The following is a 14,769-nucleotide window of genomic DNA, read 5'->3' on the forward strand; positions in this document are numbered from 1 at the left end:
TCTCCGCGCCGGAGGAGCCGGTGGTGGTCACACGGTGTACGCGAAATGGGTGGGGCTGGCCCCGGGATTGGGCGCGTCGTCCCCGATAGTGGCGATCCGTCACCGTACGCTGCGAACGTGGCTGCCATGAGGATGTCCGACGACGCACCCGAGGATTTCCTCGACGTGGTCTCCCGGCTGCGCGGCGCCAGGCTGCGCCCGGAGGTGACCCTCGAGGAGGTGCCCGCGCCGCAGCGGATAGCCCCCTTCGCGCTGGCCCTCTCCGCCGACGTCGTCACGGAGGACGACGAGGAGCTGGCCACCGGGCGATTCGTCCTGCTGCACGACCCGTCCGCGCCGGAGCCCTGGGAGGGCACCTACCGGGTGGTGAGTTTCATCCGCGCGGCGCTGGAGAGCGACCTGGCCACCGATCCGCTGATGGGGCAGGTCGGCTGGGCCTGGCTCCAGGAGTCGCTGTCCGCCGCGGGGGCCGAGCACCGGGCCTCGGGCGGCACGATCACCCGGGTGGTGTCCGAGTCGTTCGGCGCCCTGGCCGGGCAGACCCCCACGGTCGACATCGAGCTGCGGGCGTCGTGGACGCCGGTGAACGACGCGGTGATCCATCTCACCGCCTGGTCCGAACTGCTGTGCACGGTGGGTGGCCTGCCCCCGGTGGCGCCGGGGGTGACCGCCCTGCCCCGACGTCGTCGTTGAGGGCGCCGCTGACACCCGTACGACCTCTATCTCAAGTCGCCACCTGGCGGTGCCGATCCTTCTGGGAGCAGTCGACCCGGTCAGCCGGGCCCGATATCCCTTGGAGGCTGAGGTGACCACACTCGTGGAGCGAACAGGAGTTGCGGTGCCGCGGCCGGGCCGCTTCGCCGCGATGGTCGTGGTCAACAGCCCTGCCGTACGCGAGACCGTGGCCCACACCCTGCGGGCCATGGGCGCGCGGCACGTTCTCGAGATCAGCACCGTGGCCGAGGCCCGTCAGCGCGCCGCCGCCGGCATCGCCGACCTGGTGGTGGCCGAGGCGGGCCTGCCCGACGGCTCCGGCATCGCCCTGGTGCGGGAGCTGCGGCAGGCCGGGTGGCAGCGCGGCATGGTGGTGGCCACGAGCGACGACCCGTACAGCGTGCGGGCCGCGGTGGGCGCCGGCATCCGCTGCTACGTGGTGTCGGCCGCCGGCACCGGCACCCCCCGCCCGTCCGCCGACCGGGGCGAGGGGGTCGACTCGCTGTCGGCCCGCGAGATCCAGGTGCTGCAACTGGTGGCCGAGGGCAAGTCGAACAAGGACATCGGCGTCGCCCTGGGCCTTTCGGCCCTGACCGTGAAGAGCCATCTCGCCCGGATCGCCCGTAAACTGGGCACCGGTGACCGGGCCGAGATGGTGGCCACATCGCTGCGCTCCGGCGTGATCGCCTGACAGATCACTTTGGAACACCCGCAAAAGAGGTCGATTTCTGCGCCTGGATCGGGTGATATGGGTGGTGCAACATCGGGTGCACGCCGAACGTGACACACGTCACGGTCGATCGTCGTCCCGGTGCTGCCCCGGACACGGACTCCGATCGCTGGCAGTCTGACAATGCCCGGCCCGTCACCGATCCGGGCCGGACGGTCAGATCCTGGTCGTCCTCCCCCGAGTCGCATCACACACTGCAACGTCACACAGCAGAACAAGCGACACCGGCGGACGGCAGGCTACGGTGGGGTTTGTGTCGATTGACGAAGGGAGGAGCGATTCTTTGACCCCGGACGGTGCCCCGGCGGCCGGTAGTTCCGCAGCCGGTAGCCCCGACGGCGAGCGCGTGCTGGAACGGCTCGACATGCCTCGGGACGGTGTTCCCCCGGTGGTCAGCGACGTCGCGACTCTCGAGGCGGTCATCGACGCCTTCGCGCACGGCAGCGGCCCGGTCGCGGTCGACGCCGAGCGGGCCTCCGGCCATCGCTACGGCCAGCGTGCCTTCCTGGTGCAGCTGCGCCGCGAGGGGGCCGGCACGGCCCTGATCGACCCGGTGGCCCTGCCCGACCTGAGCGGCCTGAACGCGGTGATCGCCGACGCCGAGTGGGTTCTCCACGCGGCCTCGCAAGACCTGCCCTGCCTCTGGGAGGTCGGCCTGCGCCCCACCCTGATCTTCGACACCGAGCTCGGTGCCCGGCTGGCCGGGTACCCCCGGGTCGGCCTGGCCGCGATGGTCGAGGAGATGCTCGGCCTGAGTCTGGCCAAGGAGCACTCGGCCGTCGACTGGAGCACCCGCCCGCTGCCCGAGCCCTGGCTGCGCTACGCCGCACTCGACGTCGAGGTGCTGGTCGACCTGCGCGACGGGGTCGCCGCCGAGCTGTCCCGGCAGGGCAAGCTGGCCTGGGCGATGGAGGAGTTCGCCGCCGTCGCCGCCACCCCGCCGCCGGCCCCGCGGGTGGACCCGTGGCGCCGCACCTCGGGCATGCACCGGGTGCGTGACCGGCGCCGCCTGGCCGCCGTGCGCGAGCTCTGGCAGACCCGTGACGCGATCGCCCGCCAGCGCGACCTGTCGCCCGGCCGGGTGCTGGGTGACGCCGCGATCATCGAGGCCGCCCTGGCCATGCCCACCGCACTCAGCGCGCTGATCGCGCTGCCCGCCTTCAACGGCCGCGGCGCCCGGCGCTACGCCCGGCAGTGGACCGAGGCCGTGAACCGCGCCCGGCAGCTGCCCGACGCCGAGCTCCCGCCGCAGCATCTGCCCAGCGAGGGCCCGCCCCCGCCGCGGGTCTGGGCCGAGCGCGACGCCGCGGCGGCCGCCCGGCTGGCCGCCGCCCGGGCCTCGATGGGCGAACTGGCCGCCGAGCTGGGCATGCCGGTCGAGAACCTGATCTCCCCCGACACCGTGCGCCGGCTTTCCTGGTCGCCGCCGGCCGAGCTGACCGCCGAGGCGGTGCGGGCCCGGCTGGAGACCGCCGGCACCCGGCCCTGGCAGATCGGGCTGATCACCGATCGTCTGGTGGCCGCCCTGCACACCCAGGCCCCGCAGCCCGAGGCCTGATCACCCGGATCAACCCGGATCAACCCCGATCCTGCTCCCGCCGCCCCCTTCCGGTGCGCCGGGAGCGGGGTAGTCTCGCTACAGCACTGGGTGAGCGACCGCTTAGCGGCTGTCGTTACCAGCGAGTAGTATCCAGATGACTACGCCAGCGCCGGCGCAGCACAGCTGATCTGCCGGCTCATGATCTCGGGAGGTCACGTGCCCGGCACATCAAGGGATGTCGTCTTCGTCGACGGTGTCCGCACTCCCTTCGGCAAGGCGGGCGAGAAGGGGATCTACGCCCAGACCCGCGCCGACGACCTGGTCGTGCGCTGCATCCGGGAGCTGCTGAGGCGGCATCCCGAACTACCCCCCGAGCAGGTGGACGAGGTCGCGGTCGCGGCCACCACGCAGATCGGCGACCAGGGGCTGACCATCGGCCGCACCGCCGCCCTGCTGTCCGGGCTGCCCAGGAGCGTCCCCGGCTACGCGATCGACCGGATGTGCGCGGGCGCCATGACCGCCGTCACCACCACGGCCTCCGGCATCGCCTTCGGCGCCTACGACGTGGCGATCGCCGGCGGCGTCGAGCACATGGGCCACCACCCGATGGGCGAGGGCGTGGACCCGAACCCGCGCTTCGTGTCGGAGAAGATCGTCGACTCCTCCGCCCTGGTGATGGGTGAGACCGCGGAGAACCTGCACGACCGGTTCCCGCACCTGACCAAGGAACGCGCGGACGCCTACGCGGTGGCCAGCCAGGCCAAGGTGCAGGCCGCCTACGAGGCCGGGCGCATCCAGCGCGACCTGGTGCCGATGGCCACCCGCAGCACCGAGCAGGGCTGGGGCCTCGCGGTCGCCGACGAACCACCGCGCCCGGGCACGACTCTCGACGGGCTGGCCGGCCTGAAGACGCCCTTCCGGCCGCACGGGCGGATCACGGCGGGGAACGCGGCGGGCCTGAACGACGGCGCCACGGCCTGCCTGCTGGCCTCCGCCGACACCGCCGCCGAGCTCGGCCTGCCGGTGCGGATGCGGCTGGTCAGCTACGCCTTCAAGGGCGTCGAGCCGGAGGTGATGGGCTACGGCCCGGTGCCCGCCACCGAAAGGGCGCTCAAGCTGGCCGGTCTCACCATCGACGACATCGGCCTGTTCGAGATCAACGAGGCCTTCGCCGTGCAGGTGCTGAGCTTCCTCGACTTCTACGGCATCAAGGACGACGACCCGCGGGTCAACCCGGACGGCGGCGCGATCGCCCTCGGCCATCCCCTCGCCGCCTCCGGCGTGCGCCTGATGACGCAGCTGGCCCGGCATTTCGAGGAGCACCCGGAGGTGCGCTACGGGCTCACCACGATGTGCATCGGCATCGGCATGGGCGGCTCGGTGATCTGGGAGAACCCGCTGCACCCCGACTACCTGACCTCGAAGGGCGAGGAGGCCTGAGCGATGACCGACCTTCTGGAGCAGGCCCCCGACGAGGTGGTCACGCACGCCCTGGCCCGCGACATCACGCTCCCCGCGGGCACTCTCGTGCTGATCACGCTCGACAACGGACTCGACCACACGCGTCCCACCACGTTCGGCCTGCGCGGGCTGACCGCCCTCGGTGAGGCGCTCGACACCGCCCGGGCCCGGGCACAGGCCGGTGAGATCGTCGCGGTGGCGGTCACCGGCAAGCCGTTCTTCCTGGCCGCCGGCGCCGACCTGAACCTGATGAAGGGCGAGGCCTCGCGCGACGACGCGCTGGCGGTCGCCCGGCTCGGGCACGACGTGTTCCGCCGCCTGGGCGAACTGCCGGTGCCCAGCTTCGCCTTCGTCAACGGCGCGGCCCTGGGCGGCGGCCTGGAGATCGCGCTGCACTGCACCTACCGGACGATCTCGGCCGGGGTGCCGGCCGTGGCGCTGCCGGAGTGCTTCCTCGGGCTGATCCCCGGCTGGGGCGGCACCTACCTGCTGCCGAACCTGATCGGCCCGGCCGCGGCGTTCGAGCTGATCATCAAGAACCCGCTGAGCAACAACCGCATGCTGAACGGGCCCAAGGCGCACCGGCTCGGCATCGCCGACGCACTCTTCGAGCCCGCGGACTTCCTGGAGCAGTCGCTGGCCTGGGCCTCGTCCGTGCTCCAGGGCGCGACGACCGTGCAGCGCCCTCCCGTCGACCGCTCCGAAGCCACCTGGGCGGCGGCCGCGGCCGAGGCGAAGGCGTTCGCCGACTCCAAGATCGGCGGAGCCGCCCCGGCCCCCTACCGGGCGATCGAGCTGGTCTCCGGCGCCCGGTCCGCCTCGCGCGACGAGGGTTTCGCGGCCGAGGACGAGGCGCTCGCCGACATGGCCGTCAGCCAGGAGCTGCGGGCCGGGCTGTACGCCTTCGACCTGGTGAACAAGCGCGCCCGCAAGCCGTTCGGGGCGCCCGACAAGAGCCTGGCCCGCAAGGTCGGCTCGGTCGGCGTGGTCGGGGCCGGGCTGATGGCCGGGCAGCTCGCGCTGCTGTTCGTCCGTCGTCTCAAGGTTCCCGTCACCCTCACCGACCTGGACCAGGACCGGGTGGACAAGGGCGTGCGGTACGTCCACGACGAGATCGACAAGCTGCTGCTCAAGGGCCGGCTGAGCGCCGACGCCGGCAACCGGCTCAAGGCCCTGGTGCGAGGCACCACCGACAAGACCGCGTTCGCCGACGCCGACGTGGTGATCGAGGCGGTGTTCGAGGACCTCGCGGTGAAGAAGCAGGTGTTCGCCGAGCTCGAGGCGGTGGTGCCGGAGACCTGCGTGCTGCTGACCAACACCTCGTCCCTGTCGGTCACCGATATGGCCGCCGGCCTGGAGCACCCGGAGCGGGTGGCCGGCTTCCACTTCTTCAACCCGGTGGCGATCCTGCCGCTGGTCGAGGTGGTGCGGGCGGAGAAGACCGACGAGGCCACGCTGGCCACGGTGTTCCAGCTCGGCAAGGCCCTGAGGAAGACCTGCGTGCTGGCCGCCGACGCCCCCGCGTTCATCGTCAACCGGCTCCTCACCCGGATGATGGGCGAGGTGGTCACGACCGTCGACGAGGGCAGCGACCTGCACGTGGCCGACGGCGCGCTGGCCCCGCTCGGGCTGCCGATGAGCCCGTTCCTGCTGCTGGCCCTGGTCGGCCCGGCGATCGCGCAGCACGTGTCCGAGACGCTGCACGGCGCCTACCCGGACCGGTTCGGCGTGTCGGAGAACCTGGGCCGTCTGGTCGCGGCCGGCAAGCCGGCCATCTGGTCGTACGACGCCGAGGGCAAACCCTTTGTGGACGACGACACGGCCGCGCTGTTCGAGACGGGTGACAAGGCGTCCGGCGCCGAGGAGATCCGCGACCGCACCCTGACGGCCATCACCGAGGAGATCGGCCTGATGCTCGACGAGGGGGTCGTGCGTCATCCGCAAGATATCGACCTGTGCATGATCATGGGCGCCGGATGGCCGTTCCACCTCGGCGGCATCACGCCCTACCTGGACCGCGAGGGCTACAGCGAGCGGGTGCTGGGACGGCGCTTCCTGCCGGTGGGCGAGGCGACGCTGTAGTTCCCCAGCCTCCCGAGGTGATCGTGCAGGAGATCTCCAGAGAACTCCGGCACGATCACCGAGGGAGATTGATCACAGCGATACTGCGCTGAGTCACCGTCGCGGCGCGATTCGTGAATACTCACCCGACGTCCGGGTACACAGCGTTCACAGTTGGGACTCAGAACGGGCCAGTCGGACACCGAGCCCACTCTCCGCGTTTACGGTGGGCACCATGCACCATGCCCCCGAAGCCGACGGAACCGCGCTGCGACGCTGTGTTCTCGCCGTCAGTGTCCTCGACGACATCGACCTGGAACCGGCGGACGACGGGGTGCTCGTACCGGACCTGACGGGTGTGCTGGTGACCTGGCAGATGATCCGTCAGGTGGTCGGCTCCGAGCCGGCCGAGAGCGAGACGGCCCGGCACCGGGTGGGTGTGCTGCTGCGGTTGCACCGGCTGGCAGCGGACCTCGGCGACGAGGCGGCGGCCGGTTTCCGCGAGGCCCTGCGCCTGGTCGCCCTACCCCCCGGCCATGCCGACCACCTCGGCCCGGACTGGGTCGTGCAGGCCCTGCCCGGCGGCGCGCTGGAGCTGGGCTACGGCGTGTACGGGCTGCTCGACGACCCGGACCGCTGCGTGCCGCTGCCGCCCTCGCTGGCCGCCCGGGTGGGCGCTCGCGGGCGGGACTCCTGGGCCGCGCTGCGCGAGTACACCGAGCGGATGGGAGCGCTGTCGGCGGCCCGGCTGGCCCGGGACGGCGTGAGCGGCGTGATCCGCCCGGTCGGCGGCTGCGACGTGCTGGCCCTGCTGACCTCCCGCACCCTGCGCAAGCACCTGGCCGAGGGCGACGGGGTGGGCATGCGGGCCGTGGCCTCCCCCACCCGTCAGCGCGCCTGGTACGACCTGCGGCACGTCGACCCCGACTTCGTGCGCACCGCCTGGCACCTCACCGACGGGCCGGAGCGTGGCCTGGAGACGCCGCTGCTGGTCACCACCGACGAGGTGGCCGTGCCCCGGCAACCCCGCCGGGGCCGGCACGCCGCCCTCTGAAGACCCTCAGGCGCGGGGCAGGTCTTCCATCGCGCTCTCGGACTGCCGGGAGAAGTGCTCGACCACCTCGCGCGAGACCGCCTGCGCGGTCAGCCCGACCTGCTCCAGCACCTGGGCCCGGCTGGCGTGGTCGAGGAACTGCTGCGGGATGCCGAAACCGCGCACCGGGGTGGGCACCCGGGCACCGGCCAGCGCCGCCGTGACCTGCGTGGCCACGCCGCCGGCCACCCCGTTGTCCTCGACCACCACGACCAGCTGGTGCCGCGCGGCCAGGCCGGGCAGCGCGCCGTCGACCGGCAGCACCCAGCGCGGGTCCACCACGGTGACGCCGATGCCCTGCTGGTTCAGTCCCTCGGCCACGGCCAGGCCGAGCCCGACCATCGAGCCGACGGCCACCACCAGCACGTCCTCGTCGCCCTCACGGTGCAGCACGTCCATGCCGCCGACCCGGCCGGTGGCGGTCACCTCGTCGGCCACCTGGCCCTTCTGGAAGCGCAGCACGGTCGGGCCGTCCTCCACCGCGACCGCCTCACGCAGCAGCTCGCGCAGCCGGGCGGCGTCGCGCGGGGCGGCGATCCGGATGTCCGGCACCAGGCCCAGCAGCGACAGGTCCCACACGCCGTTGTGGCTGGCGCCGTCGTCACCGGTGACCCCGGCCCGGTCCAGCACGAACGTGACGCCCTCGCGGTGCAGGGCGACGTCCATCAGCACCTGGTCGAAGGCCCGGTTCAGGAACGTGGCGTAGACCGCGACCACCGGGTGCAGGCCACCGCGGGCCATACCGGCGGCGCTGGCCACGGCGTGCTGCTCGGCGATACCGACGTCGAACACCCGGCTCGGGTGCTTCTCGGCGAAGCGGTGCAGGCCGACCGGGATCAGCATGGCCGCGGTGATGCCGACCACGTCGGGACGCTCGTCGGCGATCCGGACGATCTCGTCGGCGAAGACGCTGGTCCACTTCTGCCCGCCGCCGCTGCTGAGCGGCTTGCCGGTCTCCGGGTCGATCACACCGATGGCGTGGAACTGGTCGGCCTCGTCGTTGCGGGCCGGGGCGTAGCCGCGGCCCTTCTCGGTGATCGCGTGCACGATCACCGGGCCGCCGAACGCCTTGGCCCGGCCCAGGGCGAACTCCATCGCCTCCTGGTCGTGGCCGTCGACCGGGCCGACGTACTTGATGCCGAGATCCTCGAACAGGCCCTGCGGGGCCACGATGTCCTTGATCCCCTTCTTCATGCCGTGCAGGGTGCCGTAGGCCAGCCGGCCCGGCGTGCCCCCGCGCTGGAGCACCGACTTGCCCAGGTCGAGCACCCGCTCGTAGCTGTTCAGCGTGCGCAGCGTGGCCAGCCGCTCGGACAGCCCGCCGATCGTCGGGGCGTACGAGCGCTCGTTGTCGTTGACCACGATCACCAGGTTGCGCTCCTGGCCGACCGCGATGTTGTTCAGGGCCTCCCAGGCCATGCCGCCGGTCAGCGCGCCGTCGCCGATGATCGCGACCACGTGCCGGTCGCCGCGGCCGGTCAGCTGGTTGGCCTTGGCCAGGCCGTCGGCCCAGGACAGCGAGGAGGAGGCGTGACTGCTCTCGACGATGTCGTGCTCGGACTCGGCGCGCGAGGGGTATCCGGACAGGCCGCCCAGGCGCTTGAGCGCGCTGAAGTCGTGCCGGCCGGTGAGCAGCTTGTGCACGTACGACTGGTGGCCGGTGTCGAACACGATCTGGTCCTGCGGGGACTGGAACACCCGGTGCACCGCCAGGGTCAGCTCGACCACACCCAGATTCGGGCCCAGGTGGCCACCGGTGCGCGACACCTCACGGATCAGGAAGGTCCGGATCTGCTGCGCCAGATCGGTGAGCTGAGGCAGGTCGAGCGCTCGGAGGTCGTCCGGTCCGTGGATGTCCGTGAGCGCCACCATCGAGTACGCATCTCCTCAGCTGCGGGGAAACAGGATCCGGAGAAGCCCTCCAGAACGTTGAGGGACGACGAACACCGCCGTGCACGCCCGCCGTCCGACTGTGATTCTAAGGTCGTCGTCGTGCCGCTGCTGCGAACGTGCGCCCGTAATGGATTAGATCCGCGAAACTTTCGTAATTCCGTCACATCACGCCACATGCGTCTTGTCACGGTTCGGAACTCAAAGTCGCGGAATGTACCGGTGTCCCCGCAGCGCCCGGGCGATCAGCTCCACGCCCCGCCCGGCCGCCATCAGCCGGGCCTGCTCGTGCTCGACCGCCTCGATCATCTCCTCCAGCGCGGCGGGCGGCAGGTCGCGCGAGAGCTCGGTGCGGATCCGGCTCAGCCCCCGGGCCAGCACGTCCCGCTCGGCGCCGACGTGCTGATAGGCCAGCCAGGCCAGGCCGAGCGGGTGCCGGCGCAGCACCCCGTAGCCGCGGAAGTCGGCCGGGCACAGGTCGAGCAGCCAGGCCGACGCGGCCTGCTCCCAGTCCGGCACCCCGGGCGGGGGCACGACGCCGGGCCAGCCGGGCGGCTGCACGTTTTCACTCACGTCCCGTAGATAACCCCAATCCCCTGCCGCCCGGCGCGGTTCGTCCCCGGAAGGGCGAGTCGGGCTGCGCCGAGCGGCGTCGGCCCAGGGGTCACGACGCCGGCTGGAGCGCCGCCACCGGGTCGGCCAGCACGTCCTGCCAGGCGTACTCGGCCGCGCCCAGCAGCACCGCGTCGCTGCCCAGCTCGGGCAGCACGAGCCGCACCTGTTCCATCGGGGCGCGCAGGGCGGTAGTGCCGATCACCTCGGTGACCCGGGCGGCCACCAGCGGGTACAGGTCCTGGAGCAGGCCGCCGAGCACCACGATCCGCGGGTTGAACACGTTGACCACGTTCGCCAGGCCGATACCCAGGTACTCGGCCACGTCGTCGAGCCGGGCCGACAGCGCCGGGCTGCCGGAGCGCAGCAGCAGGCCGACCTCGCTCTCGTCGGAGTCCTCGGGCAGACCGAGGGCCCGGGCCATCGCCCCGGCCCCGATCTCGGTCTCCCAGCAGCCCCGGGCCCCGCAGCGGCACAGCCGCCCACCGCGGCGGATGGTGATGTGACCGAGTTCCCCGGCGTACCCGCCGGAGCCGGCCAGCGAGCGTCCACCGGTGATCACCCCACAGCCGACGCCGGTCTCGCCCTCGACGAACACCACGTCGTCGTAGCCCCGGGCCACGCCGCGCTGGTGCTCGGCCAGGGCGCCGAGGTCGCCGTCGTTGGCCAGGCCGGTGCGCAGGCCGTCGATGCCGCGCTCGGCCAGCGCCTCGGCCAGCAGCTCGCCGAGCGGCTGGTCCTGCCAGCCCAGGTTGGGCGCGAACCGGACGTTGCCGTCCTGCCCGCGCACCACCCCGGGCACCGACACCCCGAGCGAGAGCACGTGCCGCCCGGCCCGGGGGCTGCCCAGCAGCTCCCGGCCGAGCGAGGCGAGGAGCCGGGCCACGGTGCGGGCCGAGGGGTCGGAGAACTGCCGGCTGCGGCGGGCCACGATCGTGCCGCCCAGACCGATCAGGGCCATCGACACCCGCCCGACCGACACGTCGGCGGCGAGCACCTGGACCGTCTCCGGCCGGGTGCGCACCACCGCCGACGGACGGCCGGCCTTGCCCTTCCTGCCCTCGACGGGTTCTTCCAGCACGGCGCCGAGGGAGGCCAGCTCGGCCACCAGCCCGGCCACCGTGCTGCGGTTGAGCCCGGTCAGGCCGGTGAGCTGCGCACGCCGCATCGGCCCGCCCAGGTGCAGCAACCGCAGCAGCTGGGACAGGTTGTGCCGACGGACGTCCGGAGCCTCACCGACGGGGAGGCGGGCGGTCACCTGCCGGTCGCGGCTGACCGCCGACGGGACAGAGCATCGACACTTGCGGCGAGAAGCAGAACGGCACCGGTCACGATGAACTGAATACCAGACTTCTGGGTGATCAGCGGCAAACCGTTCTGGATCACCGCCACCACCAGGCCACCGAGGATCGCGTCGATGATCCGCCCCTTGCCACCGAACAGCGAGGTACCGCCGATCACCGCCGCGCCGACCGCGTACAGCAGGGTGGAGGAACCACCGGTGGTGGGCGACACCCCGTTGTTGTAGGAGACGAACAGGATGCCCGCGATGGCGGCCATCATCGACCCGATCGCGAAGCAGACCACCCTCACCATCGGCACGTTGATGCCCGCGCGGCGCGCGGCCTCGGTGTTACCGCCGACCGCGTACACGTGCCGCCCGAAAGCGGTCTTCCCCAGCAGGAAGGTCAGGGCGAGCAGGAAGACCAGGGTGAACGGCACGATCAGCGGAATCCCCTTGAGCGACTTGATCGCCGGGTTCACCGCCCGCTCCTGGTTGAACAGGATCGTCACCACGATCATCACCACGGCCAGCGCGGCGACCTTCGCCCCGAGCACGGCGGAGCTGGGCACCGGGAGATCCGCCTTGCGGCGGCTCCAGGTACCGAACAGCGCGACGCCCGCGTAACCGGCCACCACCACCACGGTCAGCACCCACCCCAGCACCGGGCTGAGGTTCTTGTTCATGATCGACAGGATGGTCTCGTTGGTGACGCCGATCGTGCCGCCCTCACCGACGATCAGCAGCAGCACACCCTGGAACGCCAGGAACCCGGCCAGGGTGACCACGAACGAGGGAATGTTCAGGCGGGCCACGAGTGTGCCCATGAACGCGCCGATCACGACGCCGGTGGCCAGACAGGCCAGCACCGCGATCGGCCAGGCCACGCCGTGTTCCGTCATCAGCACGGCCAGCACGGCCGCCCCGGTGCCGGCGGTGAAACCGGCGGCCAGGTCGATCTCGCCCAGCAGCAGCACGAAGATCAGGCCCATCGCGATGAAGATCACCGGTGCCGCCTGGTTGAGCAGGTTGGCCGCGTTCCGGGTGGAGGCGAAACTCTCCGGCCGCATGGCGGAGAAGAAGATCACCAGAGCGATGAACCCGAGAATGGCCGGCAGCGAGCCGACGTCACCGCCTCGCACCTTGTTGACGTAGGCCCGCACCGCGCCGCCGATGCTGTCGTCGGGGCGGGGGTCCCCCGCGGTCGCGGTGGGGACTGCGGTTCCGGTGGTCATGCGACCGCCTCCTGCGCGAGTGAGGCCGGCAGACCGAGGTCGCCGCTGCGGCCCGAGGTGATCAGCTCGACGATCTGGGTGGTGGTGGTGCTCTTCGCGTCCACCTGGGCGGCGGTGCGCCCCAGGTACAGCGCGCACACGCTGTCGGAGACCCGCAGCACGTCATTCATGTTGTGCGAGATCAGGATGACGGCCAGGCCGTTGTCCGCGAGCCGGCGCACGAGTTGCAGCACCTGCTCGGTCTGGGCCACGCCCAGCGCCGCGGTCGGCTCGTCGAGGATCACCACCTTGCTGTTCCACAGCACGGCTTTCGCGATCGCCACGGTCTGCCGCTGTCCACCGGACAGGCTGGAGACCTTCTGCCGCACCGACTTCAGCGTGCGCACCGAGAGACCCGCCAGGGTCTCCTCCGCGCGACGCTCCATCGAGGTCTCGTCCAGGGTGAGACCCGACCGGATCTCCCGGCCCAGGAACATGTTCTGGACGACGTCCAGGTTGTCGCACAGGGCCAGGTCCTGGTACACGACCTCGATGCCCAGCGCCGCCGACTGCTTCGGGTGGCTGACCGTCACCGAGTTGCCCTCGAACCGGTAGTCACCGGAGTCGAAGGCGTAGATGCCGGCGATGCCCTTGACGAAAGTCGACTTGCCGGCGCCGTTGTCGCCGACCAGGGCGGTCACCTTGCCGGCCCAGGCGTCCAGGCCGACGTCCTTGAGCACGTGCACCGCGCCGAAACTCTTGTTGATCCCCCGCAGGCTGAGGATCGGTTCCCCGCCCGCGTTCTGGGTGTTCTCTGTCATCTCTGGCCGCTACTCCCTGCGTCCTCGATCAACTCCGGAAGATCCGGGCCCGGTACGAGACCGGGCCCGGACCATGCCATCTCGGACGTCAGGAGACGCCGTTCTCCTCGCAGGCCTTCTTCAGCTCGTCCGTGGTGCAGAGCTTGTCCGCGGTGGTCTGGCCCGCCTCGACGACGTCCTTGACCTTGTCGGCCGTGATCGCCTCCGGCTCCAGCAGAACGGACTTCACGTCCTTGCCCAGCTCGGTGTCCTCGGTGGTGCCGGTGGCCAGCTTGTCCGCGGCGGCGGTGTCACCCTTGGCCAGGGCCACCGCCAGGTTGGCGGCCGAGACGGCTTCCTTGTTCTTGATGTCCTTGAAGATCGTCACGCACTGGGTGCCGAGCAGCACCCGCTGGAGGCCCTCGTCGGTGGCGTCCTGACCGGTAACCGGGATCTTGCCGGCCTCGCCGGAGGTGTCCAGACGGGCGATCACCGCACCGCCGAGGCCGTCGTTCGCGGCCGCGACCCCGACGAAGTCACCCTTCTGCTGGGTGTAGATCTGCTCGAAAATCGTTCCGGCCTTGGTGTTGTCCCAGTCCGGCACGGCCTGCGAGGCGACCACGTCGTAGCCGGCGTCCTTGATCACCTTGTCGTAACCCTGCTTGAACAGGGTGGCGTTGTTGTCGGTGGAGGCGCCGTTCAGCTCGACCACCTTGCCACTGGTGTCGCCGTTGGCCTTCATGCACGACACGAGGCCCTCACCGATCGCGGTGCCGACCGCCACGTTGTCGAACGAGACGTAGTACGAGGCACCGCCGCCCAGCGTCAGGCGGTCGTAGTCGATGACCGGAATGCCTGCGTCCGTGGCCTTCTTGATCACGGCGGCACCGCTGTCGTTGTCGAGGCTGTCGATGATCAGCACGGTGACCCCGCTGCTGATCATGCCGTCGGCGATGGTCTGGAACTTGGACACGTCGCCACCGGCGTTCTGGATGTCGGACTCGACACCGGCGTCGTCGAACGCGGCCTGGAGGGCCGGGCGGTCGACGCTCTCGTAACGGGCCGAGGATGCGGCGTCCGGCAGGATCACGCCCACCTTGCCGGAGACCGTGTCGTCACTGCCCGATCCGCCCGACGACGAGTCGCTGGAACCCCCGCCACAGGCCGAGAGGGCCAGGATTCCGGCGGTTCCGACCGTCAGGGCTGCAAAGAGGTGCTTGCGCATTGCTGGTCCTCCTTCGCACCGGCGTCTTCGCCGGCACTGACTGGGGACCCCGCAGGCACGGGGTCCCGACGGCGCACTCATCCCGTCAGAACCCCATCGTCGGCACTGACGCGGATATGTTGCCGGGAACAACATATGCACGCCGAT

General features: G+C 71.3%; 12 protein-coding genes. 6 read left to right on the plus strand and 6 right to left on the minus strand.

Going from position 1 to position 14,769, the window contains the following annotated elements:
- The first annotated feature begins 126 nt into the window (after positions 1–126).
- The 6 genes from KIH74_RS09650 (at position 127) to KIH74_RS09675 (ending at position 7,560) form a co-directional block, all read left to right on the plus strand.
- The gene (locus tag KIH74_RS09650; protein WP_246572140.1) at positions 127–693 is read left to right on the plus strand and encodes a DUF3000 domain-containing protein; all 567 of its coding nucleotides are present in this window, start codon (positions 127–129) and stop codon (positions 691–693) included.
- A gap of 112 nt (positions 694–805) precedes the next feature.
- Complete coding sequence (locus KIH74_RS38470; RefSeq protein WP_214155468.1) at positions 806–1,405, plus strand: response regulator transcription factor; 600 nt, start codon at positions 806–808, stop codon at positions 1,403–1,405.
- 403 nt (positions 1,406–1,808) lie between these two features.
- Positions 1,809–3,002 (plus strand): HRDC domain-containing protein, encoded by a 1,194-nt coding sequence (locus KIH74_RS09660; protein ID WP_214155583.1) that lies wholly within the window; start codon positions 1,809–1,811, stop codon positions 3,000–3,002.
- Positions 3,003–3,182: 180 nt separating this feature from the next.
- Positions 3,183–4,424, plus strand: a complete 1,242-nt coding sequence (locus tag KIH74_RS09665) for a thiolase family protein (protein WP_214155469.1) — start codon at positions 3,183–3,185, stop codon at positions 4,422–4,424.
- Between the two features lie 3 nt (positions 4,425–4,427).
- Entirely contained in the window at positions 4,428–6,527 is a 2,100-nt protein-coding gene (locus KIH74_RS09670; RefSeq protein WP_214155470.1) for a 3-hydroxyacyl-CoA dehydrogenase NAD-binding domain-containing protein, read from the plus strand.
- A 214-nt stretch (positions 6,528–6,741) separates the two neighbouring features.
- Complete coding sequence (locus tag KIH74_RS09675; protein ID WP_214155471.1) at positions 6,742–7,560, plus strand: hypothetical protein; 819 nt, start codon at positions 6,742–6,744, stop codon at positions 7,558–7,560.
- A gap of 6 nt (positions 7,561–7,566) precedes the next feature.
- On the opposite strand, the gene dxs is transcribed toward KIH74_RS09675, so the two are convergent.
- The 6 genes from dxs to KIH74_RS09705 all read right to left on the minus strand — a co-directional run bounded on the left by dxs (position 7,567) and on the right by KIH74_RS09705 (position 14,622).
- On the minus strand, positions 7,567–9,471 hold the full coding sequence (dxs, locus tag KIH74_RS09680) for a 1-deoxy-D-xylulose-5-phosphate synthase (RefSeq protein ID WP_214155472.1): 1,905 nt from the start codon (positions 9,469–9,471) through the stop codon (positions 7,567–7,569).
- A gap of 219 nt (positions 9,472–9,690) precedes the next feature.
- On the minus strand, positions 9,691–10,062 hold the full coding sequence (locus KIH74_RS09685) for a hypothetical protein (protein ID WP_214155473.1): 372 nt from the start codon (positions 10,060–10,062) through the stop codon (positions 9,691–9,693).
- Positions 10,063–10,153: 91 nt separating this feature from the next.
- Positions 10,154–11,359 (minus strand): ROK family protein, encoded by a 1,206-nt coding sequence (locus tag KIH74_RS09690; protein ID WP_214155474.1) that lies wholly within the window; start codon positions 11,357–11,359, stop codon positions 10,154–10,156.
- Positions 11,356–12,618, minus strand: a complete 1,263-nt coding sequence (locus tag KIH74_RS09695; RefSeq protein WP_214155475.1) for a sugar ABC transporter permease — start codon at positions 12,616–12,618, stop codon at positions 11,356–11,358. The genes KIH74_RS09690 and KIH74_RS09695 overlap by 4 nt, the downstream gene beginning before the upstream one ends.
- A complete protein-coding gene (locus KIH74_RS09700; protein ID WP_214155476.1) occupies positions 12,615–13,418 on the minus strand; it encodes an ATP-binding cassette domain-containing protein in 804 nt (267 codons plus the stop codon). The genes KIH74_RS09695 and KIH74_RS09700 overlap by 4 nt, the downstream gene beginning before the upstream one ends.
- Before the next feature lie 88 nt (positions 13,419–13,506).
- Positions 13,507–14,622: a sugar ABC transporter substrate-binding protein gene (locus tag KIH74_RS09705; protein WP_214155477.1), complete on the minus strand. Its 1,116-nt coding sequence runs from the start codon at positions 14,620–14,622 to the stop codon at positions 13,507–13,509.
- Positions 14,623–14,769: the final 147 nt, after the last annotated feature.

Origin of the sequence: Kineosporia corallincola, assembly GCF_018499875.1 — a bacterium.
GTDB lineage: Bacteria > Actinomycetota > Actinomycetes > Actinomycetales > Kineosporiaceae > Kineosporia > Kineosporia corallincola.

Excerpts from the sequence above, each read along its gene's own strand:
- KIH74_RS09650 (WP_246572140.1), top strand. The coding sequence starts at position 127 with ATGAGGATGTCCGACGACGCACCCGAGGATTTCCTCGACGTGGTCTCC.
- KIH74_RS09660 (WP_214155583.1), top strand. The coding sequence starts at position 1,809 with ATGCCTCGGGACGGTGTTCCCCCGGTGGTCAGCGACGTCGCGACTCTC.
- KIH74_RS09665 (WP_214155469.1), top strand. The coding sequence starts at position 3,183 with ATGATCTCGGGAGGTCACGTGCCCGGCACATCAAGGGATGTCGTCTTC.
- KIH74_RS09670 (WP_214155470.1), top strand. The coding sequence starts at position 4,428 with ATGACCGACCTTCTGGAGCAGGCCCCCGACGAGGTGGTCACGCACGCC.
- KIH74_RS09675 (WP_214155471.1), top strand. The coding sequence starts at position 6,742 with ATGCACCATGCCCCCGAAGCCGACGGAACCGCGCTGCGACGCTGTGTT.
- dxs (WP_214155472.1), bottom strand. The coding sequence starts at position 9,471 with ATGGTGGCGCTCACGGACATCCACGGACCGGACGACCTCCGAGCGCTC.
- KIH74_RS09695 (WP_214155475.1), bottom strand. The coding sequence starts at position 12,618 with ATGACCACCGGAACCGCAGTCCCCACCGCGACCGCGGGGGACCCCCGC.
- KIH74_RS09700 (WP_214155476.1), bottom strand. The coding sequence starts at position 13,418 with ATGACAGAGAACACCCAGAACGCGGGCGGGGAACCGATCCTCAGCCTG.
- KIH74_RS09705 (WP_214155477.1), bottom strand. The coding sequence starts at position 14,622 with ATGCGCAAGCACCTCTTTGCAGCCCTGACGGTCGGAACCGCCGGAATC.